This is a genomic window from Pantoea phytostimulans (genome assembly GCF_046118715.1).
In the GTDB taxonomy this organism is placed as follows: domain Bacteria; phylum Pseudomonadota; class Gammaproteobacteria; order Enterobacterales; family Enterobacteriaceae; genus Pantoea; species Pantoea phytostimulans.
The window spans coordinates 424,249-446,859 of record NZ_CP173699.1 but is presented as its reverse complement, the minus strand read 5'-3'; the positions used below and the strand labels follow the sequence as shown (position 1 = coordinate 446,859).

Sequence of the window (22,611 nt, the reverse complement as noted above, 5' to 3'; positions counted from 1 at the left end):
TCCTTTATCGACGCCGGTTATTCAGGATATTGAGTCGTTCTGCTGTTCTGACTAAATCAGAGAGAGAACGCGCATTCATTTTATCCATCACTCGACGTTTATGAACCTTTGCCGTGATCTCACTAATGCCCATCTCTGCGGCGATCTGTTTGTTAAGAAGCCCGCTTATCGCGAGCATCATGACCTCGCTTTCACGTGGCGTCAGCGTCTGATGCCGTGATGTCATCTCTAACTTCTCCTGAGATGAGGTCATATTTTCCTCAGAAATACGCAGCGCTTCCGCCACGGCTTCAAGGATGCGATCGGGATCAACAGGTTTAGTCAAAAATTCATACGCGCCCGTTTTCATCGCTTTTACCGTCACAGGAATGGTACCAAAACCCGTCAGGAATATGGTAGGAATGGAATAGCCCCGCGCATTTAAGGTTTTGACCACATCAAAACCGTCAGCGCCAGGCATATTAATATCCAAAACCAGGCAACAGGGCGTGGGATTAATGTTATAGGCCAAGAATTCCTGCGGTGAGGAAAAAGGAATAACGTCATAATTCACTGAGCTAAGCAGATTATTGAGCGCAGAGATTACGGATTGGTCATCATCAACTACATACACTATGTGATTCATAATTGGTCTCATTTAAAACCTGAAATTCACTGATGTTTAAAGTAGTGCGTAGATTTAATATACCGTTAAAAGGATGTTTTTCCACACGTGGTGTCTACAAGCCGCCAGCATTTCCACGATATTATCATAATAGTAATCATTATCATCCTTTAATGCATGACTTAACGATAAATATCTAACCTATTGAGTTGGCTGTATTAATTACATACAGCGCATGTGGTGAGAACATGAGCAAGTGTTGAAATAAGCATCATAAATAGCCATTCATTACATAACATGTGCGTTTATGCTCTTTTTCATTGAATAAGGGTGAGCGTTTCTCGAAAGATAAAAGTGTTTAAATTTATTCGCGCATATTTTTCAATGCCAAATTTACTATTGAGCAGATAAGGGCATGACAGAATGCGTTAACTTAAAAGACAATATTCTTTATGAAATGTAATAATCATTATTATATCCTGCCGTTACAGGTAACTTATTACAACAAATCATCAAAAATAGAGGTTAATCGCTATTCTTTAACACCGTGCGCTTTTAATTTAAACAGCTTAGCAGGGTGATTTTCTAAGCTGATGTGGTTATTTCTCAACACTATTTCAATATAGCGCGCCAATATGATGCAACGATTGACGCTATTTCGCACTATTTGGTGAGATGACCTCCATGAGTCTACTCTTTAGTGCTGACCTTCTCACATCATCCCTCGAAAGCCAGCGGGGCTTCAGCAAAAGCGGGCAATAAACTCGTTTTGCTGCAAATTTTATGCGCCATACACATTGAGAGAATCGTAAATCTGACGGCGTAAAAATTTTCGCCGCAGATTTGAGGAATTAACATGCATAGCGAAAATGAAAATAGTCAGGCAAGAAAAGTGCTCGTCATCGGTGGAAGCCGGGGTATCGGTGAAGCGATAGTTCGCCGCTTCGCTGAACAGGGCGATCGCGTTACTTTTACCTATGCCAGTTCCGAAGAGAAGGCACAGACGATAGCTCAGCAAACGCAAAGTCAGGCAATCAAGCTTGATGTATCTGATCGTGATGCGCTGATAGAGGCTGTAGCCGAAGCAGGCGCGCTGGATGTTCTTGTGTTTAATGCAGGCTTGTTAAGTGCTGGCGATCCGCTTGAGACAGCTGCTGATGAGATTGAAAAATTATTCATCGTTAATATACACGCTCCCTATTTTGCCGCCGTCGAAGCGGCGAAAGAGATGAATAAAGGTGGCCGAATTATCATTATCGGTTCTGTTAATGCCGATCGGATACCGATGAAAGGGCTCACAGCTTACGGCACCAGCAAGGCTGCATTACAAGGTGTAGCCAAAGGGCTGGCAAGAGATTTTGGCGATCGCGAAATAACGGTCAATGTGATCCAACCCGGTCCAACTGATACTGATATGAATCCGGCCGAAGGGCCAATGAATGAAACGATGCACAGCTTTATGGCGATCAAAAGACATGCTCATGCCAGCGAAGTTGCTGGCATGGTGTATTGGGTTGCCGGACCGGAAGCGAGCATGGTGACAGGAGCGGCACTGACCATTGACGGGGGCTTTGGTGCATAAAGATTTAACCAGCGGCATCTAAATTTTGTCACATGTGATTTAGATGCTTGCTTAACCCATTTACCAATCATTTTTTCTCAACCACAGAAGATTTTCAGCATCACATCTCCGCTTCACACCTGCCAACATTCTCGGCGACGCATGTCACAACATCCTTGATGTAATCCAACACAACATAGCAATTTTTATGCGATGTCCAAGGCTACCAGGCCCAAAAAGCCCACTCCGTTACCCTGTAGTAATAAAGGTGCGCACAATCAACATTATGTTAAATGGGATAACAAGGAACCTCGCCAATCTTGGGTTTAAGCGCACACTATTTCCTTCAGTCTACTAATAATTAATTCTTCTGGCTGGCTTACACGCCATAACGGTAAGCCAGCGCTATGTCAGTATTTTCTATATCACTTCATGACACTGAACGGTAGTTTTAGGCCGCATCAAAAATGACATACAGCTTACGCATCTGTGTTTCGATAACCCACGTGCCTTGGGTATTTTCTTCAAAGAAAAAAGAATCTCCTGGTTTGAACGTCAAGGTAGCTTCGCCGTCTGGCGTAAATGAGCCCTCGCCGCTCAGGAAATGCATGATTTCTGCTTGCTTGACTGAGCGTCGATAGCTTCCGGCTGTACATTCAAAAATACCGGTATCAACATTCTCTTTGCCGGGAATGATTTTTTGCAGCCCGGATAGCTGAATAGTCGGTGTATCAGGTAAGCCCTCAACGCTTCCCCAGGGCTCTAACGTTTCAATGGACGCGGGCTGATCGATCTTTTGCACTTTCATTTTTTTGCTTCCTTAAACGCAGGCTTTATTACTGTGACTTTTGCTAAAAATTGGCCAGTTTTCAGCGTGTTGCTTTATTTTAAGGATGAGGTAAAACAGCTTGATGGGGTTTTCAGTCGGCAATTACTATTTTTGCGCACAAAACAGCGAGTATTTAACAGAAACTTTTGTGAACAGAGATTATCAATTAAGCGATGGCGTATCACCCATGAGAATCTAGCGCGCATGCTCATCAGGTTTAGCGTTAATATCAATCCGTTCTTCGCTGTAAATTCGTTTAATCCATATCAAAGAGGCTTTGTTAAGGATTCAAATCTCGCGCAGGCGCGCATCGTCTTCACATTACTTATCCAGCTTACTACTCAGCGCTACGCGCTCAAAACCCAGCGCAGTGAAATAATCAGTTATGGCGGAAAGTCTTCCTTGCTGATCAACCATTGCTATCCAAGTGTCTGGACGAATAAGATAAACGGCATTTTCAGCGAAACCTTTGTCCGCATATTCCTGTTTCCAAGCCATGTTATGCAGCGGAATCGCATGAGCCTCACACCAATCGACAAGTTCTTTTGTCGCTGTGCCTAAAATATGTATCTGCCAGGTCATTTCTCTGAGCGGCGCATAATTGTCATATCCTTCAGGCGCGAGCCACGGCAGTCGATCACCTCCCCTGATTTTGCCTGCATCTCCCTTACTCAGTGGGCTGTGGTGATACTCCAGCATGGTTTGTGAAATGATTCGGAACAGCGCGCTGCGGGTGCTACCAAAGCTGTAAATCAGGCTGGCAAACAGAGGAAGAACATGCATTTTAAATTGTGTGGCAACGCTCCCTTCTTTGGTCATCAGCGAAAACATGCGATCAGTGGTAGAGACGAGTTTGCGAGCAAACGAGAGACGTTCCAGTTCATAACTCTCTAGCAGGCTTTCAGGCGCGTGAGTTCGTATAACCGCAGCCAGCTTCCAGGCAAGATTTATCGCATCCAGGAGGCCGGTATTCATTCCCTGCCCGCCCGCTGGACTGTGCACATGGGCTGCATCGCCCAATAAAAAAACATGCCCTTTACTGAATTGTTCTGCCACCCGGTGGTGAACCCGGTACGTTGAAAACCAATTTACGCTTTTTACAGTGGCTTTAAGATTGTGCAATGCATGATGACTAACATCCTCAAACGTGAGCGGTTTGTTATCCATGATTTTGTCCGCGCGCACTGTCCCAATTAATCGTCGCTTACCCGACTTGCCGTAAGCCAGCACGGCAACAAAATCATCGCTGTCCAGCGCTACATGTACCTCGTCTGCGGGTTCTAGCCCGGTTAGCTCAACATCTGCAACATAGAATATTTTATTATAGGTTCCGCCCGGAAACCCAATACCTAACTGATGACGAACTGTTGATCCCGCACCGTCACAACCTGCCAAAAATTGTGTTTCACACATTTCCTCTCTGCCATCTGGCAACCTTAACCAAGCGGTAATTTTTTGCCCATCGTCATCCATTTTTATGAGTTCAGTTTCTCGTTCAACGTCTATTCCGAGCGTGGTAAGTTGATCAATAAGCAATCTTTCATGCTCATCCTGCGGATAAACAAGAATGAACGGGTAAGGTGTAACATCTCTGCCTGCATCTCCAAATGAGAGGCTTGCCCGTCTCACTCCTTTTGCCCACAAATTGATGGAAGGATTCCGATGACCGGCGTTAACGGCCTTTTCGCTTAAATCTACTTGCTCATAAAGCTCGAGCGTCCGGGCCTGAACGGCCATGGCACGAGATGAATCTCCGGGGCCCGCGCTTTTATCAATAATACGTACTTTAACCTTCTGTTTAGTCAACCAGATGGCCAGCACTAAGCCAGTAGGCCCGGCCCCGATAATGAGTACCTCGCACATAATTAGCCTCGATGATAATGAATGACTCACAAATCATTCACGGTGACCCACGTTGTCCTGTCAAGGTTGAAGCGCTACTCCTGATATTCGGCATCACGAAATTATTCTCGTCTAGATAGAGAGATGTATTAGAGAGCGGGTTTTCGAGCAGCGAGATTACTGTTTTAGCGTTGCGATGATTGTTCTGAATAGCGTGGACAGGAATATTTTTCAACGAGTGAAGTTATTGAATAAGGCACCCTGTTTTATATAAAGTCAGATTGGATGATGTAACTAAGCAAAGTAACAGATTGCATTATGCCTGGTTTAATGGCTCCCTTAGGTTAAGTCTTGACCAATCATCATCCTGTGACCATCCGGTGTCGATACGGTAAATTCCCGCATCCCATGTGATTTGTTTTCTGGGGCCGCTACCAGAATCGCGCCATTACGTAGAAATTCTTCATAAAGCGCATCGGCATCATCCACATAGAGATAGGCAAAATAGTTATGATCACCGGTATCAGCGGGTGAAAGAGCATTGGGTGAATGGCCCAACATGATACGGACACTTCCCCTGCTCGCCTGTTGCCATCCCAATCCTTCTGGCCATGTTAAATGGAATCCCAGAACGTCACGGAAATACGCTGCGCTTTTAGTCAGATCAGGCACTGCAAGCACAAATGCGCTCGAATGTAGATGGGCAATAATATCAGTCACGCTGGCATCCTTATTGAAAAATTAACGCATCGTATTAACCCAAGACCTGCTGCCCTGCACTTTTTTCCAGCCGGTACACATCAATCATGGAAAAAAGAACCAAGACAGAAATACCTATGAATGCCAGATTAATATCAACGTGAGCAGGTGTGTGATGGTTATTCCACACCATTGATAACCGCAGAAACAGTGCTGAAAGTGCAATACCCGCACTCATACTAAACTGGAAAAAAATACTGAAAATAACGGATGCATCACTCATTTTGTCCTGTGGCACATCGGCAAATCCCAGACTGTTATAGCAACTGAACTGCAATGAACGCGTCAGTCCGCCGATAAATAGAATAACGGCAATAGCGTAATAGCTCAGTGATGGGCTTAATAACAGGCAACTTAAAATAGCCAGCAGGCTGATCACCCCATTCCACATCAGAATGCGTCTGAAACCCCATCGTTTCATTAACCAGGTCGTAGCGGGCTTCATTGCTAAATTGCCAGCGAATACCCACAACACCATAGAGCCAGCCTGAACCGCGCTCCAGCCAAAACTCAGTTGGAACAGCAGCGGTAACAAAAATGGAATGGCATTAATGGAGGCGCGAAAGAGTGAGCCTCCTACTACTGCACTTCTGAAGGTCTGAATCGTCAGTGTTGAAAAAGGCAGCAGCGGACGGGGATGAACGAAGCTATGGCGAAACGTCAAAATACTGAAAATGAGACCGCCCGCAATAAGCATACATCCACTGTCGATTTCACCATGCCCCATCAGCTCCAGACCGGTAATCATCATTACAAATGCGGACGCGGTAAAAATAAAACCTTTAATATCGAAGGCTCTGATCACCTTTTCCCGGGTTTGCGGAACCAAGAAAAATGAGGCGATCAGCGCCAGAACACCCAGCGGAATATTGAGCCAAAAAATCCACGACCAATGGCTGTAGGTGACGATTACGCCGCCCAACGGTGGCCCTAACACCGGCGCGATCAAGCCAGGCCAGGAGATAAAGGCGATCGTTTTAACCATATCTTTTTTTGCCGTCATCCCTAACACCACCATGCGCCCTACAGGCACCATCAATGCGCCGCCAATCCCCTGCAATATGCGGCTGAAAGCAAACATCGGCAGGCTCTTACTCATGCCGCACATCACAGAGGCGAGAGTGAAAATCAGAATGGCGCCCACGAAGACACGTCGCGCGCCGATTCGACCGGCCAACCACCCACTTATCGGAATAAAGATCGCTACCGCAAGCAGATACGCGCTAATACCGATATTCAGTTCTACGGGACTAACAACAAACTCTCTCGCCATCTGCGGAATTGCTGTCGCGATAACCGTCGCATCCAGGTTCTCCATAAAAAAAGTAACAGCCACTAAAAGTGCCATCCATAGCGTGCTTTTTGAGAGCGAGTTGCTGTGCAGATGACTGTGACTCATAAAGATAAATTCCTTATAAAATTAAAGCATTAAGCAATTTTATTCTTGCTATTGATAGCAAGCGATTCGTTATCGCGCGAGAAACATAGCGTAGCTATCCATAACCTCAGTAATCCCCGTTTTAGAAGGAACCTTTTAATCTTCTCTTAGTAGCTGGAAGTTTTGAAGCAAATCACAATAATCATGGAGATTCCTAATAAAAGGCATATTGATGAGGTGGATTACTCAGGCACCTTGTCCCGATGTGGGTCGCCGCATTAAAAACGAACTGCCGTTGAAATCGCATTCCACTGAATTTAAAAGGATAAGTGATAAAAACTGCCATCTGCTCTATGAGTAACTTTTAGCACTAAATCTTTGCGAAATTAAACCGATAACAGCTGCATCATGTGCCCTTCCTCAGGATATCGATATGTCGCTTAAAAAGTCCTCATTACTTGTTTTACTCACTCTTTTTATAGTGTTTTTTACCAGCATGAGCGCCAATTTCTGGCTGCTCAACCGAAGTAACCAATCGCTTGATGCCGTTAATAAAGAGATTCGCGTCGTACTTTCAATTATTGATCCAATAAACCACAGCCGTACTTTGCGTGTACGACTGATGGAATATATGAAAACATTGGAAACCAGCCAAAATCTGCAATCAAAAGATACGTTGGATGCTGCGAAAAGCGTCATAGCTAAAGCGGATATGGCTTTTCAAGCTTATTTAAATGCGCCTAAACTTCCCGGCGAAAATGCGGTGGCTGATGCTTACCGTAAAACCTATTTGGCTTACCGTGAACAAGGTATCCAACCCCTGCTTGACGCCGCTGAAGCGAATAATCAACAACGCTTTAACGAGCAAATTGCCACTGTTGCCCGTCTGGATCGGCAATATGAAATTGAACTCGATCAGGTGCTGGCGCAGCATGAAGCCTATGCGAAAGCGCTCAACCAAGATGCGCAAAGCCATTTCAGCTTTGGCATTGGCTTAATTATCGCCTTTGGCTTGCTGTTCCTGGTGGTGATTATCGCTGTACTGTTTTTTATAAAGCACTATGTTTTGAACCCTTTGAACAACGCAAAAGCACATTGTGGACAGATAGCCGAAGGGATTTTAAACACGCCAGTACCGGTAAAAGTGGGCTCACGCAGTGAGATTCAGGATTTGATGACGACCATGGAACAGATGCGTCTTTCATTAACAGACATTATCAGCCGGGTTCGTCACTCGACTCAGACTGTTTCTCATGCGTCACAAGAGATTGCCGCTGGGAATATCGATCTGGCCTCGCGTACCGAACAGCAGGCCGCAGCGCTGACGCAAACAGCCGCGAGTATGGAAGAACTGGGCGCAACGGTAAAACAGAATACTGAAAACGTTCAGGAAGCGAGCCGTCTGACCAGTGAAGCAGTGAAAAATGCGAGAACCGGCGAGAAAGTGTCGCAAGAAGTGATCGTCACCATGGGAATGATCAACAGCAGCTCGAAAAAGATCGAAGACATTATTGGCGTGATAAACAGCATCGCTTTCCAGACTAATATTCTCGCGCTCAACGCAGCAGTAGAAGCGGCGCGAGCCGGAGAACAAGGTCGAGGCTTTGCTGTCGTTGCGGGTGAAGTGCGTAATCTTGCCCAACGCAGTGCGGTGGCCGCTAAAGAAATCGAAACGCTCATTGCGGAATCCGTGGTAAATATCAAAGCAGGCTCGAATCAAGTTTCACGTACCGGTGAAGCGATCAGCGCCATTATCGCCTCAGTCAATCAGGTTGATGTTTTGATGGATCATATTTCCACTGCTTCTGATGAACAGAGTCGGGGCATTAATCAGATCGAACAGGCCGTTATTGAAATGGAAAGTGTGACCCAGCAGAACTCAGCCTTGGTGCATGAATCCGCAGCCGCTTCTTCTTCTCTCGAAGAGCAAGTGCATTATCTGACACATTCTGTGTCGGCTTTCAGGCTCTCTGCTGACTAAAGCAGAGAAAAAAGCACCAGAACCCCAAGCCGTTTAACGCTTGGGGTGACTTACTTTATTTTTAGCTCATACACGACACACGGCTGATCGTAGTGTTCTTCAATACCCACATATGTCATTCCCAACCGTTGCATCACCTTGTGTGAAGCCAGATTTTCTGGATGGGCGACGGCGACCAGATGCGCTGCGTTAAAACGTTCCACAGCAAAGTGGATAATCGCTTTGGCTGCTTCTGTTGCATAGCCTTTACCCTGTTGCTCTTTTCTTAAACGCCAGCCAAGTTCCAGAGGTGCGCCATCCAAATTGGCAAGGTGTTGCAGGCAAGCAGCCCCGATAACCTCTGCGGTTTCCTTTTCAATGATTGCCCACCATGAATATCCACGTTGCCGCCAGCGCAATTGTACGCGCTCGATAGATGCAACGGTTTGCTCATGTGTTTTGATGGTGCCATCGCCGATGTAGCGCATGATCTCGACATCGCTGTCCATGGCCCGCAGCCCATCAATATGTTTTAACTCATAGGGTTCTAAACGTAATCTTGCTGACTCAATAGTTAGGTTCATATTCACTCATGGTTATAAGTAGAAAGTCGCGCCAGAGATTTTGTATAACACAGCACAGAATTAAGCGCATAAGTTCATGCCTGTGGCTGTTATGTTAATGCGAGTAAGCAGTTCAGCTATGTGATTAAAAACAGGATGACCGCGACGTAACGACGGAGGGAATAGCGGTTCTGTTGTCATTGTACCGGTGGCCCCATTGAGAATCGTTTAAAAGCGCGACGCTAAATGCCTAACCTATTGACTTAAATTCAGATGATAAGAGAATGTTTCTTTTAGAACGACTACCAGAAAAAACTGGAGTTTATTATCGTCTGTTCTCGCCGTTATTCCCTTGTAACTCACATCAAAAAGCGAAGTGCGTTGGTCGCCTTTGCCCTTTTAGTTGTCAGTTGCTCCTCGGAGCCGCCTAAATCATTGGTCACTCCGCTGACTCCAGTGACAAAACAGCCACTGCCGAGCCAGCCTGAGCAGCAACACCAACCGGTACGCGGTGTTTGGCTCGCCACCGTTTCCCGTCTGGACTGGCCGCCGGTTTTATCCGTTAATCTAAGCAATGCAGAAAATCGCGTTAAACAGCAGCAGAATGCGCTGACACAAAAGCTGGATAAACTAAAAAGTCTGGGCATCAATACGGTATTTTTTCAGGTAAAACCCGATGGCACGGCCCTGTGGACATCAAGGATTTTGCCTTGGTCAGATATGCTGACAGGCAAAATTGGTGAAGATCCGGGCTACGATCCGCTGCAGTTTATGCTGGATGAAGCGCACAAGCGCGGGATGAAAGTACATGCCTGGTTTAATCCCTACCGCGTCTCCGTGAACACCAAGCCTTCTACTGTTACCGAATTAAACCGGACATTGACGCTGCATCCTGCCAGCGTCTTCGTACTTCATCGCGACTGGATCCGTACAGCCAGCGATCGCTTTGTGCTCGATCCCGGCATTCCAGAGGCGCGAGATTGGATCACCAGCATTGTGGCTGAAGTGGTCGCGCGTTATCCGGTCGACGGTGTGCAGTTCGATGATTACTTCTATGCCGAAACCCCGGGTTCCACTCTCAATGACAGCCAGACCTATAAACGATATGGTCAGGGATTCGCGTCCAAAGCAGACTGGCGGCGGCACAATACACAGACTCTGATTGAGCAGGTTTCTCATACCATTAAGCAGCTCAATCCCAATGTTGAATTTGGCGTCAGCCCCGCTGGCGTGTGGCGTAATCTTTCACACGATCCTGCCGGTTCCGACACGCGTGGCGCAGCAGCTTATGATGAAGCCTACGCCGATACCCGCCGCTGGGTACAGCAAGGTTTGCTGGACTACATTGCACCGCAGTTGTATTGGCCCTTTTCACGTCAGGCGGCCCGTTATGATGTGCTGGCCAAATGGTGGGCAGAAGTGGTGAAACCCACCAACACCCGCCTCTATATTGGTATCGCACTCTATAAAGTGGGGGAACCCTCAAAAAATGAACCTGACTGGACGATAAAGGGCGGTGTGCCGGAGCTTAAAAATCAGATCGATTTGAATGAGTCTGTGCCGCAAATCAATGGCACCATTCTGTTCAGAGAAAATTATCTCAACCAACCTCAGACCCAGGATGCGGTGCATTACCTTAAAAACCGTTGGGGAAGCTGAGCTGAACCGCCATAAGTGCCATAGACCGTTCCGATCAGTCAAAAGGCCGCAACAGATAACGTTGCGGCCTTTAAAGGGGTAAAACCGTCAGGCAATAAAGCCTCACCGACTTTTTTAGAAAGTGGCGTTTACGCCCACATTCCATGTCACTTGGTGATAATCGCTGTTGCCGCCCACCGTTGAAACGCCAGCAAATGCATTCACTTTTTCACCGAGCGGCACGTTCGCGCCCACCGCGACATCCAGCCAGTTCTTGTCACGAGCCTCCACCGTCCGTGCAAATGAGGTGCTGGTCGATTGCAATCCTGCTGTTACCGTAGAATCGGTGTCACCAAATTGGTGGTTGTAACTGACCTGCGCCCATGGATTTATCAGCCACTCTTTACTGTCGATGCGCCAGCCGAGTGATCCAATCTGTGAATGGGTAGTTTGATCGGAATAACGCATAGACGTGCTGTTATTGCTCTGCTCACGATAACCGCCCACGCGACCATAATCCAACGCGTAACTGGCGACAGGACCGGTGGTGATGTGTGTACCCAGCGGCAGATCCCAACCGGTTTGCACACGCATACCCAACAATTTTCCGCCTGTGTTACCTTGCTCGGTTCGGCTAGCAGGACCGATTTTGATATCACGCTCTATGTCATCAAAATCGAGATCGGCATAATGAAGATCCGCGTTGATCCAGCCTTGTTCAAGCAAGGTCAATTGACTGTATAGCGCCACCAAATTGCCGCGTAAGCGATAATCAAAGTTGGACGACGGTTCCTGACGCTGGTTGGTATTTGAGAACAGCACACCCGTTTGCCAGTTGTCGGTGAGCTGATAACCAATACCCAGCGTCAGGTTAGCGGTATTGGCATCACCATCCGACCAGGCATCACCTTGATAATCGACATGTTGCCCGGCGTAACCGCCGAATACGGTAAATTCTCCGGCATCTGCAGGTTTATGGCGCTGCTGCTGTAAATGCCCATCAAGCGTGTTGTGCATGTCACGCGCCATCATCAGCGGTGACTGGGACAGCGCAGCGACCTGGGCTGGCGCATCAAGAATCGACTGAATATAGTCGGCGATCATGGCATGCACTGCGGGGCTGGGATGAAGACGATCAGCGAACAGATAATCCTGAGCAGATGAGAAGCCTGGTGTAGAGGATGCACATTCATCTGCCGACGTGCCTACCGGACACGCCATGCCGATGGTGTTAGTCAATCCATATTGACCGGGACTGGCGATAACTTCATTGAGCAAGCCGGCAATATCAACCCGTACGATATTGCCCTTGATTGCAGCAAGGCCACTCTCTTCCTGCTGATTAAATTGCGTTGATAACGTGGTAGCCAACTCACTCAGCTCCTGCCAGGCATTGTAAAGTTGCTCCGCCAATGCATCACGCACCGCTGGCACGTCAGACACTTGCGCCGCAGCCTGAGTAAAAGCATTTTGCACCGCCTGATTACGTGATGCGGTGTCGGTAGTAGAGATGCTGTCCAGCGACTGGAATGCAGCAACCATTGCCGCATCAGAGACCGGGCCGAGCACTCTGAGCACCGTCTGAATCATAAAGGGCGTTTCACCCAACTGCGGCGTGGTGGGCACAATCACCGCACCCGCACCGGCATCCAGCAAAGTCTTCACCTGCGAAGCGGCTGCGGCTGCACTGGTATCAATGGTTTCGATCGCTGTTAACGGATTAGTCACCGCAGCCGCTATGTCGTTGGCACCCACCCAATGAATATAAAGCCCGTTGCTGTCAGCCCTGCCGTCGGTTGATCGCAGATACGCGGCCAACTGGTCTTGGGTATTTAACGCGGGATCAAGGGCTGGGATTGCCACCGCGCCGCCCTGCGCATAGTTACTGCCGCCCAATGTCGAACGCTGCAAATTTTGTCCCAATCGCTCGGCTAAAACTTCGTCATAAATAGGATATTGCCCCCCATCGTAAGTGAAGCGGCCAATGTTACCGCCGTCACTGAGACTGTCGCCAAAAACGGTGAGATTATCCCACGCCATGGCGGGAAATGACGCTAGCGAGGCGCTTAACGTGGCGAGGGCAGCAAAAGAAAGCGCGAATCTATTGTTTTTCATCATCAGCTCCGGATGAAGTGCCAGACAAAACCCGCCTGGCGGCAAGATTGTTCGTCTTGCGCGTATAAAAGCAGCAACGCAAGTCAGAGGTAAACGCCACATCAGAGATGTGCGCCAAATCAAAGAAATAACAAGGACGATAAAAACGTAGTCAGGAAAAATCCGCTTTACCAGTTTGGCAAGGGAATTTGACTTAAAAACAGTTTAGAAGAAGGGATGAATAACAAGGAATGCGGATGTGATTACATTGATCTGTGCAGCAAAGGAAATTCACCTTTGCTCAGTAAGTCTTGGATTTGTCAGGGATTAACCCACTGAGAGTCCACAAGTGCGCCGCTGTTGTCATAAGTAAAAAACGCTCTCTGATTCTGTTCTTTGTGTAGCTGATACCAATCCAGCGAGCTGGCGCGCACGATTAACACGCCAAAATTCGCCTTTCCTTCGGCTTCCTCAGCAGCGCTGATCGCTTTAATGTCATCACATGCTCGCGCGCCTCCGGGAGGCCCACCCGCGTAGGTTTTCTGTGTATGGGCGGGCAATCTGCTCCATGTCGCTTGAGCCACATCGCTTTCAGCATCATAGGGCTCTACCTTTCCCTGAAGGCGCAGTTGCAGTCGCATTTGAGCGCAATATCCCAATACCGTGACGTGCGGATTGGCTGCAATCTCCTGCCATTTCAGACTCCGCGTATCGGTATGAAATTCCATAACCCGCATCAGTTTGTCAGCACGTCGCAAAACTATCGTTCGTGCCTGCGGTTTGCCTTGTTCATCGACTGAACAAAAAGTGAGGTAGCGAAAAGCGGATTCCGGCTCGCTCACGGCTTGTTCAAGCTCTGCCCAGGCAGCAGCATCAATCTCGTTGAGTATTATTGGCATCATCATGCTCCTGTTAGTCGTACAGGCCGGCTGAAGACCGAATTATAGACGCCAAAAGGAATAAAGGTTGGCGACGCCCCTTACGCAGCGGGTTTCAACCTTAGCGCTATCACAATCAACACCATGACGCCCGCGCTCATGATTAACCAGGCGCTAGAGAGTGAAGCGACACTGTCACGTATGAGTCCGGCGATTAAGGGCATCAGGGCGGCAATCAAATAGCCACCCCCTTGCACCCGTGACAATAATTTCCCCGCCTCAGTCGGCGTTCGAGCATGATCAAGCGTCACAATCAGCGACAGTGGAAACAGTGCGCCAATGCCCACACCCAACAGCAGCGTTGATGCAATCGGCGTGGTGCCAGGGGAAAAGACCAGACACAGCAACCCTACCAGCAACAGGAGCAGAACGACGATCAGCGGAGCACGGCGATCGGGAAAACGATGAATCAGCGCAGAGACGGCAAAACCCGCCGCGACTTCGGTTAATGTGAGCCAGGCCAGCATGTAACCGCTGCTGCGTGCGCTCCACCCCGCCTGAATATAGAATGGCGGCAACCAAGCCAAGACCAGCGTATACGCGCCTGTTCCAATGCCGAAGAACAGCATTAACAATGCAGTTCGGGATGACGATAAGGCAACATCTGCATACGATGTTTTTTCCAATGGGCGATGTTTAATTTGGGTCAGCCAAATAACCAAAGCGAGAAGCGCCAGAAAACCGGCCATGGCAAGCGTAGGCTGTAGCCCCAATCGCGAAAAAACCGGCTCGGCGCTGGCAGCAGACAGCGCGGCACCCGCCATAATACCGGTGGTAAACAGCGACATTAAGGTGCCCGCTGATTGCGCATACTCTTTTTTAATTAGTGCGGGCATTAAAGCCTGTATCACACCCACGCCGGCTCCACCCGCTAACGCAGTACACATCAATGTTGTCACAGATGAATCCCATCCCCGCAGCGAACAGGCGATAGTCAAAACCGTCAATCCAGCAGCAATACCCCGCACAGCGCCCACTTTAATTAATAGCCAGGGCCCACTCAGCGCTGCCAGCCCCATCATCGCAACCGGCAAGGTAGTAAGCAGACTAAATCCAGTGGCTGATAAGCCTGTTTCGCGCTGCAACACCGGAAACAACGGACCGATGGAGGCGAGAATGGGACGAAGATTCAACCCGACAAGAAAAGCGATAAATGCGAATATTATGGGCAATGGTACGACATGTTTCACAATGGACTCCTTTAGAACGGTTTTTGCTTTAGCAAATAAGCGCCACCAACATTTATCTTAACGTTAAGATAAATAATCATCCTGTGTAAGATGCACCGCACAACGCGACAAAATAGCCACACTGTTTAGGGGCGAATAATGCACGACCATATCGACTTCGTTATCGGCCAATGGGATAACGCCATGCCGGAACTGGATGTCTCTTCGATGAAAGTTTTTGGCAGAATGCTGCGGCTTATGAAACATGCAGGAAAAGCGCGGGCTCAAGCGCTGGAGCCGTTTGGGTTTCGTGAGGGTGAATTTGATGTGCTTGCCACTTTGCGCCGTGCCGGTGCGCCTTATTGCCTCTCGCCAACGCAGCTGTATAAATCGCTGCTGGTCACTTCAGGCGCAATGACGCATCGCCTGAGCCGGCTGGAGCAGGAGGGATTGATTGAGCGCATTGAGGATCCGCAGGATAAACGCAGCACATTGGTGGGACTGACCACGCAAGGCCAACAGCGGATTGAGCAAGCGCTGGTCGTTCACACCGCCACGCAAGCGGCGATATTGGCAACCTTATCTGCAGCTCAGCGAGAAGCGCTGGAAACGCAGTTAAGAGCGCTACTGCTTACCTTTCCAGGCGAATCTGTAGAGTAAATGACGTAGAGGGCTACCAGGCAGATTCGCTATCGTCACAGAAAACAATCTGTAATAAGCTGGCTTTTTAGCGACTCAACTATAAGAAAATTATGGCAGCACCCTCAACAGAACAAGACATGCGTAGCCGGATTATTCAGGCTGCTCAGGATGTCATCATTGATCATGGTGTTGTGGGAGCGACCGCCCGTAAAATTTCATCACATGCCGGGATATCACCTGGTACGTTGACCTACCATTTTCAGACAGTAGATGAAATTCTTGAGGCCGCTTTCACACGCCTGGCTGAGCACGTTTCCGTAAATTTCCGACAGCGGCTTGAATCGGCAGCTGATGTAAGCGAAGCAATAGAGGCCGTTTTGGACCTCATCTGTGGTGAAATCGTGGCTGCACCACGCAATATGCTGCTGAGTTTCGAACTCTATGCCTACGCGTCACGTAATCATAAAATTCGTCAGATATGCCGTAACTGGCTACGCAGAAGCAGAGACGCATTATCTTTGCATTTCGATATTCAAATCGCCATGACGATCGACGCGCTTATTGAAGGTTTTACCGCCCATCGGCACTTGGGCGAAGAGATGCTAAGTCGCGATGAATTGCGAAGTATCCTGCAAAAGTTAACCTCTGACTGACTTCTTTAAAAGAAACCCTCGACATTCAGGGAACAGTGTCGTGTATATTATCTGCTCTCGTACAGTTGTACGACAACCAGAAAATTCAATCCTTGCCGATCAGTATCATCGTGTAAGGCAGAGAACAGGTAAGCGAGGAACGATGAAAGCAAATGTGATTAACCCTGTTACGCAGGTTGAAGATGGTCTGCTTTATGACGCAAACCATGACGCTGAGATTATCTTGAAAAGAAAAAAAGCCAAGGAAGCCTGTTTCAATTTCAATAGCTTAAATCCGGCAAAAGAAACTGAAAAACGTCAAATTTTGACGGAATTATTGGGCAGTCATGGCAAAAGCCTTACGATAGAATCCCCTTTCCATTGCGATTACGGGAGTAATATTTATCTGGGGGAAAACTTTTATGCTAATCATAATTTGGTGATTCTTGATGGCGCAGAGGTGATCATTGGGGACAATGTTTTTATCGCTCCAAATGTCGGTATTTATACTGCGGGACATCCCCTCGATCCAAAGAGGCGAGCTGAAGGTCTGGAATTTGTACTACCGATAAAGATTGGCAATAACGTTTGGATTGGTGGCGGTGTGACGATTACGCCAGGCGTGACAATCGGAGATAACACCGTGATTGGTGCGGGAAGCATGGTTAACCGCGATATTCCGTCAGATGTTATCGCCGTGGGAAATCCATGCAAAGTTATTCGCACGCGTTCAGAGGAAGATAGCCAGCGTGAAGATTTTCATCGCCGATAAGCTTCATTCAATGAATTAAAGGGCAACGGGATTGCCCTTTTTTATGCGTTAAAGATGGAGCCAAGGCGCAAAGAGAGCAAAGAAAGATGTAGTGTGCTCTGAAGGCCCAAATCGATTATCCACGCGTTCAGATAGGTGCCTTACTTTTTGTCCAGCGACTACGTCGCGCTACTGACATCGAATTCATGAATATCAGGCGCTGGGAATCGAAAACTTTATATTCTTCGGTTATCCGCATTTAGAAGAAGCACACCGTTTTGCCGAACGGGTAATGCCATTATTGCCACTGACCGCTAACGCCGATAAAAAGCAGCGTACTGTTAATACCTAACTTTTCGGCGAAACGATTGGTGGCGATCGCCGTCCGAGTAAGTAAGTCAGCTAATCAACAAGAGAGCCAGCGTATGTCTGAAAAGCACATTGTCATCATTGGTGGCGGATTTAGCGGCACGGCGCTGGCTATTCACCTGGCGCGTTACGGTCAGGCAGGTTTAAAGGTCTCGGTAATTGAGCCGCGACCTCAGCTGGCACAGGGTGTGGCTTACAGCACAGAAGATCCTGCACACCGTATTAATGTGCCCGCCTCGCGGATGCAACTTGCCGGCGATGAAGAAGGCGCTTTCGATCGCTGGTTCCGCTCATCACCTGACTTTCAGGCCGATACCGATGCCTTGTGGCATGATGGCACTGTCTATCCGCAGCGCGGGCAGTTTGCCCGCTGGGTAAATGAACAGTTCCGGCAGCAGAAGCAGTATTCCGCGGTAGAACTGACCCATATTCATGACCGTGCGGTTTCATTCCATGCTGGCGTAGTGAGCACAGCTTCTGGCGCTAAGGTACAAGCCGATGTTGTAGTGCTGGCAATCAGTCATCCGCCGCCTGCCTTACCTGCACTACTTACGTCGTTACGCGGTCACGTCGGGCTGATTGCCGATCCATGGCAGCCTAATGCCTTGGCAAAAGTGGGCCCTGATGATCAGGTCGCGATCATCGGTTCAGGCTTAACCATGTCAGATATGGTCGCTTCGCTGCATCGCAAGGGACATCGCGGAAAAATCACCGTGTTTTCCCGTCGTGGTCAATTACCTCGCCCTAACCTAAGCGGCAACTATGAGAACCGCGAGTTAAATTACCTTCAACCACAACAGGCTACTGCACGGGGCTGGCTGCGACGCATTCGTCAAGAAGTCACAGACGCAGCCGCTGAAAATCTACCCTGGCAACTGGTGCTTGATGATATTCGCCGTCATGGTCAGCAAATCTGGCAAACACTGCCGTTAACAGAGCAGCGTCGCTTTCTGCAGCATCTGCGCCCGTGGTGGGATGTTCATCGTTACCGAATTGCGCCACAAGTGAGTGCCGTGTTGTCTCAACTGCAGGCGGGGTTTGAGGGCCAATGGAACGAAAACGTACGCTAAGAAGCTAACCTATTGTTAATATTGATTTTTAAATAACTAGAACTTAGCGAAATGAAAACTCACGTTAAAGGATTTTGGTAATGAGATGATAAAAAAGGATCCACAGGGGATCCTTTTTAGGAGTTGCCACCACACTACCAGCTGCCGTAGGGATATTTTTTCCCCTGTATGAAGTCCTTTATGTACTGATCATACCCATCCGGAATGCTGTAGTTAAAATCAATTCGTGAAGGTACATCTTTACAGGCATCCAGTTTATCCCCGGACAGCGTGGTAATTTTTACCGGTTCAACCGGCAGGTTGTCGCCTCCCGCGCTGTTCTGAAGCCAGATGCGCACTTTGCCTTCAGGTGCCAGACCAAACAGCAATGCTTTATACCAGGCAGTATTACCTCTTCTGTCCCTGCCGGTTGGTACTGACATTTTTTCCCGAAGGGCCGGTGAGAAGGTGATGCGCGTCTCGTAAGTCTTTTTATCGATGACAGAATCCCAACAGAACAGCATCTGTGCCGGTGGATGCCGGACCTTGTTGAACTGGATCCCCCCGTCATCCGTTCTGCTGTTCCAGGTACCCACTACATCGGGATCACTCTGCGTACTGTCCAGCGTCCGGAAGGTGGATACCACCTTTTCGTTGTCGATAATCAGCGCTTTCGTCACCACCGCCGGTAATGCCTGAGGGGTAAAAAATGCAAAACCAACCTCCCCGTAAGGCATTTCTCCGGTGTCTTCCGGCGTCTGCGCTTCGCCTGCACGACAACCGCTGATCATGACCAGCATCAGCAGGGGAAAAAGGGCTTTCAGTTTCATACCTTCTTCCCGTCCATGCTGTAGACCGAGCGTTTCCACTGCTCATCCGGCCGGTTGATAAAGCCAATCAGCTCTGAGGGCGATGCCCCCCCGTGAATAAGACCGTCCGTATTGACCACGATGGCATTCCAGTTGGCCGAACAGTGAATATACTTCTCCGCGATCACGTCCAGCTCATCCTGACTGAATGCCTGCGGCGTCTGACCGCTGCGGACTGCCTTACCCATCGCCAGCGCTTTATCCCAGAGAGGTGCCAGATCATCCGGAATGGCGAGTTCTTTGTCTTTACTGAGTATAGGGTCAAACACCACCCCGGCTTCTTGTGCAGCCTCAAGCATCACCCTCAGCACCACGCGGGACCAGTCGTTTCTGACGGTCCGCTCCCGCAGGGTCAGCGCCGCAAAGCTGCGTTTCTGCACCTGGCCGTACCGGTCCGGAGGAAGCCGGTCGTCATGCCAGGTTTCTGCCGAAATTTCATTTGTCCGCAGCAGGGGAGCCAGGCAGGGCGACTTATCCAGCGTCTGCAACTGGGCCACCGCCTGCCGGTAGGCCTGCGTCTTTTCGTCTGGCTGGCTGTACGGCACCGTTTCCGTTGCCGGGCGGGTCAGGAAAAGGTCTTCTCGTGTGACCGGCAGATAGCCGCCGCCGATATCGGAATGCACGCCGGGCAGCGCCAGTTCCGGCCATGCTGGTTTCACGCTGTTCAGCGCAAAGTTAAAGCGACACTCGTTCGCAGCGGTGATATGGAAAACCTTCTCTGCCACGCCGGGCCGCAGGGTGAGCTTCACGTCACCGGTATCCGCGCTGTGCGGGTTCAGGCCGTTAACCGGTGTGCCAATGGCGGCAACGGTATCGAAAATGCCGATGAAACGGGTTTTACCGGAAGGAGAACCACTAAATGCAGTACCCGTTACGCCCTGCCGGATAGCGCTGATAATGGCCGGGTCTTCTGACTGGATGCGGTTGGCAAAATGCCGGGCGGCGGCTGCGCCCCGACTGAAGCCAAAAATATCGAACTGCAGTGACCTGATGATGAACGTGCAGTCAGTCTGTTTATTACTGACCGCGTCCAGCGCAGCCTGGATACTGTCAGCCAGCATAGAAACCGCTTTATCTGTTTTGGCAACGACACCGGTATCAGAGATACCAAACCCCTGGCCCAGCTTGCTGTCAGGTTTTCCCGCGTCAGTGCCAATACCGTCAATATAAACAGCTCGCTGAACATCGGGGCTGTCTTCATTAAAGCGACGGCTGTAGAGCGTACTCAGCCAGTGTATATTGGTGTAGTACCCGGTATAGCTGGTTGCACCGCTGCCCGACACACCAAAATTTTCACGGGCGCATTTTGCCAGAATGGACTCGGCTTCCGGGTCATCCAGGTTGTAATGACCTGCGGTATACGCCTTCAGCATGTTCTGCGTGTTAACGGCATTGTTGCCGGTACCGTCGAAGAACACGCCTATCGTCAGCGTGATCTCCCGTTTCTTTTTCTTCGCCGCCTGCGCATGTTGTTCCGGCTCCGGAGCGACTACCGGGGCCATCCTGGCTTTTGCCTCTGAAAGCTGCGGTATCGTACCCGGCGCAATCAGAAAATTGGTCCCCTGCGGACACCCGCAACGGATCTCCGCGCCGTCCACCGCAACAGCGGCACTGTTTGAGCACCGGTGATCGCCGTCCACAATGACCCCCACTTCCCCACACTTCGGGCAGGGGGTAGTCTTGTCACCGATATAGAGTTTCAGCAACCCCATGACCGACATGCCGGGACGGGCCGCGATACATTGTGCTCCCGAAGAGGTTTTATCTCCGTGTAATCCGACATTCTTGCCGTGAACGCTACACCCTCTCATGATGGACATAATTCAGCCCTCTGCCGGTAAAAAATCAGCATCCATCGGCAAACCTTTCAGCTCATTCAGCGTACATCCCGCCTGTGGGGTGCTGATAATCACATCACCGTTGCTCAGCCTGCTGCCAACCAGCGCGATACTCTGCCCACCTTTCTGAAATTTCGACCCGCTGCCGGTAACAATACGGGCAGTGGTTCCGTCAGGGTAAACCACCTCATCCCCGACCAGCGCAATATTAACCTTCTGCCCGCCATCAAGCTCGATTTCAGCGCCATTCCACGCAGCCCGAACCACCCCGCCGCGCTGGGTTAGCGCCCCGTCAACCGCGATCCGGTAAATCGCCACCACCGGATGTTCTCGCATGAAAGCCTCCTGCTCTTCGACAGTCTGACGGGCACCGTCAGACATCCCGGCCTTTTTCTCCGCCAAGAAGGGCGGACGCGCCAGTGAGACGGCTAATTCCGGAGTCAGTTCGTTGGTATATTGCTGTTCCATATCAAATCCCTCTTTTTCCTGTGGGTTAAGTGTCTATAGTAACCAGATGGGTCACTTAACCAAAATTTAATGCCGCTATCAGCCTGGCTGAGCTGTCTTCTCATCCTCAAGTATTTTGTAAACCGTGGAACGGGCAATGCCGAGCTGGCGGGCGATATCCGTTGCGCCAGTCCCTTTACTGTGGAGTGCCAGCACTCTGTTCCTGTCGATGGTACGCCTGCGGCCAAACCGGATGCCCTTCAGCTTCGCTTCCTGCCGACCTTCATTGGTCCGTTCCAAAATTCTACTTCGCTCAGCCTGAGCAACAGCGGACAGTATAGTGACCACCATTTTGCCCATATCTCCATCGGTGCTGATCCCATCGTCAATGAAACGAATGGCAACTCCCTGGGCATCGAATTCCTTTATCAGCTGGATCATGTCGGCGGTATCCCGGCCAAGACGGTCGAGCTTCTTCACCAGAATGGCATCCCCTTCCTCCACCTTCATGCGCAGCAGATCAAGCCCAGAACGATCGACTGAGCTGCCGGATGCCTTATCGGTAAATATACGGTTTGCTTTCACGCCCGCGTCTTTGAGCGCCCGGATTTGAATATCGAGCGACTGCTGACTGGTTGATACCCGTGCGTAACCAAAAAGTCGCATAAAAATGTATCCT

The 22,611-nt window shown here is 49.4% G+C and carries 19 protein-coding genes and 2 pseudogenes; 8 read left to right on the top strand and 13 right to left on the bottom strand.

The genetic code is table 11. The features are described 5' to 3' along the window. Positions 1 to 4 precede the first annotated feature (4 nt). Complete coding sequence (locus tag ACF2G4_RS20575; protein ID WP_409076095.1) at positions 5 to 625, bottom strand: response regulator transcription factor; 621 nt, start codon at positions 623 to 625, stop codon at positions 5 to 7. 835 nt (positions 626 to 1,460) lie between these two features. On the opposite strand from ACF2G4_RS20575, the gene bdcA reads away from it, so the two are divergent. Next, entirely contained in the window at positions 1,461 to 2,186 is a 726-nt protein-coding gene (gene bdcA, locus ACF2G4_RS20570; RefSeq protein ID WP_409076094.1) for an SDR family oxidoreductase, read from the top strand. A gap of 430 nt (positions 2,187 to 2,616) precedes the next feature. On the opposite strand, the gene ACF2G4_RS20565 is transcribed toward bdcA, so the two are convergent. From ACF2G4_RS20565 to ACF2G4_RS20550, 4 genes are all read right to left on the bottom strand, one after another. Then, a complete protein-coding gene (locus ACF2G4_RS20565; RefSeq protein WP_409076093.1) occupies positions 2,617 to 2,973 on the bottom strand; it encodes a cupin domain-containing protein in 357 nt (118 codons plus the stop codon). A 342-nt stretch (positions 2,974 to 3,315) separates the two neighbouring features. Then, the gene (locus ACF2G4_RS20560; RefSeq protein ID WP_409076222.1) at positions 3,316 to 4,857 is read right to left on the bottom strand and encodes an FAD-dependent monooxygenase; all 1,542 of its coding nucleotides are present in this window, start codon (positions 4,855 to 4,857) and stop codon (positions 3,316 to 3,318) included. Positions 4,858 to 5,175: 318 nt separating this feature from the next. Next, positions 5,176 to 5,556: a VOC family protein gene (locus tag ACF2G4_RS20555; RefSeq protein WP_409076092.1), complete on the bottom strand. Its 381-nt coding sequence runs from the start codon at positions 5,554 to 5,556 to the stop codon at positions 5,176 to 5,178. A 34-nt stretch (positions 5,557 to 5,590) separates the two neighbouring features. After that, positions 5,591 to 6,994: an MFS transporter gene (locus tag ACF2G4_RS20550; RefSeq protein ID WP_409076091.1), complete on the bottom strand. Its 1,404-nt coding sequence runs from the start codon at positions 6,992 to 6,994 to the stop codon at positions 5,591 to 5,593. 412 nt (positions 6,995 to 7,406) lie between these two features. Between ACF2G4_RS20550 and ACF2G4_RS20545 the strand changes: the two genes are divergently transcribed. Next, the gene (locus ACF2G4_RS20545; RefSeq protein ID WP_409076090.1) at positions 7,407 to 8,954 is read left to right on the top strand and encodes a methyl-accepting chemotaxis protein; all 1,548 of its coding nucleotides are present in this window, start codon (positions 7,407 to 7,409) and stop codon (positions 8,952 to 8,954) included. A gap of 50 nt (positions 8,955 to 9,004) precedes the next feature. Here ACF2G4_RS20545 and ACF2G4_RS20540 read toward each other — a convergent pair whose 3' ends face one another. Further along, entirely contained in the window at positions 9,005 to 9,517 is a 513-nt protein-coding gene (locus tag ACF2G4_RS20540; protein WP_215848384.1) for a GNAT family N-acetyltransferase, read from the bottom strand. Between the two features lie 303 nt (positions 9,518 to 9,820). On the opposite strand from ACF2G4_RS20540, the gene ACF2G4_RS20535 reads away from it, so the two are divergent. After that, the gene (locus tag ACF2G4_RS20535) at positions 9,821 to 11,155 is read left to right on the top strand and encodes a glycoside hydrolase family 10 protein (RefSeq protein ID WP_409076221.1); all 1,335 of its coding nucleotides are present in this window, start codon (positions 9,821 to 9,823) and stop codon (positions 11,153 to 11,155) included. 114 nt (positions 11,156 to 11,269) lie between these two features. Here the strand turns inward: ACF2G4_RS20535 and ACF2G4_RS20530 are convergent, their stop codons facing one another. From ACF2G4_RS20530 to ACF2G4_RS20520, 3 genes are all read right to left on the bottom strand, one after another. Continuing rightward, entirely contained in the window at positions 11,270 to 13,249 is a 1,980-nt protein-coding gene (locus tag ACF2G4_RS20530; RefSeq protein ID WP_409076220.1) for an autotransporter outer membrane beta-barrel domain-containing protein, read from the bottom strand. Positions 13,250 to 13,548: 299 nt separating this feature from the next. Beyond that, the gene (locus ACF2G4_RS20525; protein WP_409076219.1) at positions 13,549 to 14,127 is read right to left on the bottom strand and encodes a pyridoxamine 5'-phosphate oxidase family protein; all 579 of its coding nucleotides are present in this window, start codon (positions 14,125 to 14,127) and stop codon (positions 13,549 to 13,551) included. Positions 14,128 to 14,207: 80 nt separating this feature from the next. Then, on the bottom strand, positions 14,208 to 15,356 hold the full coding sequence (locus ACF2G4_RS20520) for an MFS transporter (RefSeq protein WP_409076089.1): 1,149 nt from the start codon (positions 15,354 to 15,356) through the stop codon (positions 14,208 to 14,210). 138 nt (positions 15,357 to 15,494) lie between these two features. Between ACF2G4_RS20520 and ACF2G4_RS20515 the strand changes: the two genes are divergently transcribed. The 5 genes and pseudogenes from ACF2G4_RS20515 to ACF2G4_RS20495 form a co-directional block, all read left to right on the top strand. Then, positions 15,495 to 15,995 (top strand): MarR family winged helix-turn-helix transcriptional regulator, encoded by a 501-nt coding sequence (locus ACF2G4_RS20515; RefSeq protein ID WP_409076088.1) that lies wholly within the window; start codon positions 15,495 to 15,497, stop codon positions 15,993 to 15,995. A 92-nt stretch (positions 15,996 to 16,087) separates the two neighbouring features. Next, positions 16,088 to 16,630 (top strand): TetR/AcrR family transcriptional regulator, encoded by a 543-nt coding sequence (locus ACF2G4_RS20510; RefSeq protein ID WP_243079115.1) that lies wholly within the window; start codon positions 16,088 to 16,090, stop codon positions 16,628 to 16,630. Positions 16,631 to 16,772: 142 nt separating this feature from the next. After that, a complete protein-coding gene (locus ACF2G4_RS20505; RefSeq protein WP_409076087.1) occupies positions 16,773 to 17,381 on the top strand; it encodes a sugar O-acetyltransferase in 609 nt (202 codons plus the stop codon). Positions 17,382 to 17,559: 178 nt separating this feature from the next. Beyond that, positions 17,560 to 17,712 (top strand): annotated as a pseudogene (locus ACF2G4_RS20500) (alkanesulfonate monooxygenase); the annotation flags it as partial. A 73-nt stretch (positions 17,713 to 17,785) separates the two neighbouring features. Further along, positions 17,786 to 18,760: pseudogene (locus ACF2G4_RS20495) on the top strand (FAD/NAD(P)-binding protein); the annotation flags it as partial. Between the two features lie 173 nt (positions 18,761 to 18,933). Here the strand turns inward: ACF2G4_RS20495 and ACF2G4_RS20490 are convergent. From ACF2G4_RS20490 to ACF2G4_RS20475, 4 genes are all read right to left on the bottom strand, one after another. Continuing rightward, a complete protein-coding gene (locus tag ACF2G4_RS20490) occupies positions 18,934 to 19,608 on the bottom strand; it encodes a DUF2931 family protein (RefSeq protein WP_409076086.1) in 675 nt (224 codons plus the stop codon). Beyond that, entirely contained in the window at positions 19,605 to 21,359 is a 1,755-nt protein-coding gene (locus ACF2G4_RS20485) for a phospholipase effector Tle1 domain-containing protein (RefSeq protein ID WP_409076218.1), read from the bottom strand. The genes ACF2G4_RS20490 and ACF2G4_RS20485 overlap by 4 nt, the downstream gene beginning before the upstream one ends. Positions 21,360 to 21,470: 111 nt before the next feature. After that, complete coding sequence (locus ACF2G4_RS20480) at positions 21,471 to 21,953, bottom strand: PAAR domain-containing protein (RefSeq protein ID WP_409076085.1); 483 nt, start codon at positions 21,951 to 21,953, stop codon at positions 21,471 to 21,473. Between the two features lie 78 nt (positions 21,954 to 22,031). Beyond that, a complete protein-coding gene (locus ACF2G4_RS20475) occupies positions 22,032 to 22,598 on the bottom strand; it encodes a recombinase family protein (RefSeq protein WP_409076084.1) in 567 nt (188 codons plus the stop codon). Positions 22,599 to 22,611 lie beyond the last annotated feature (13 nt).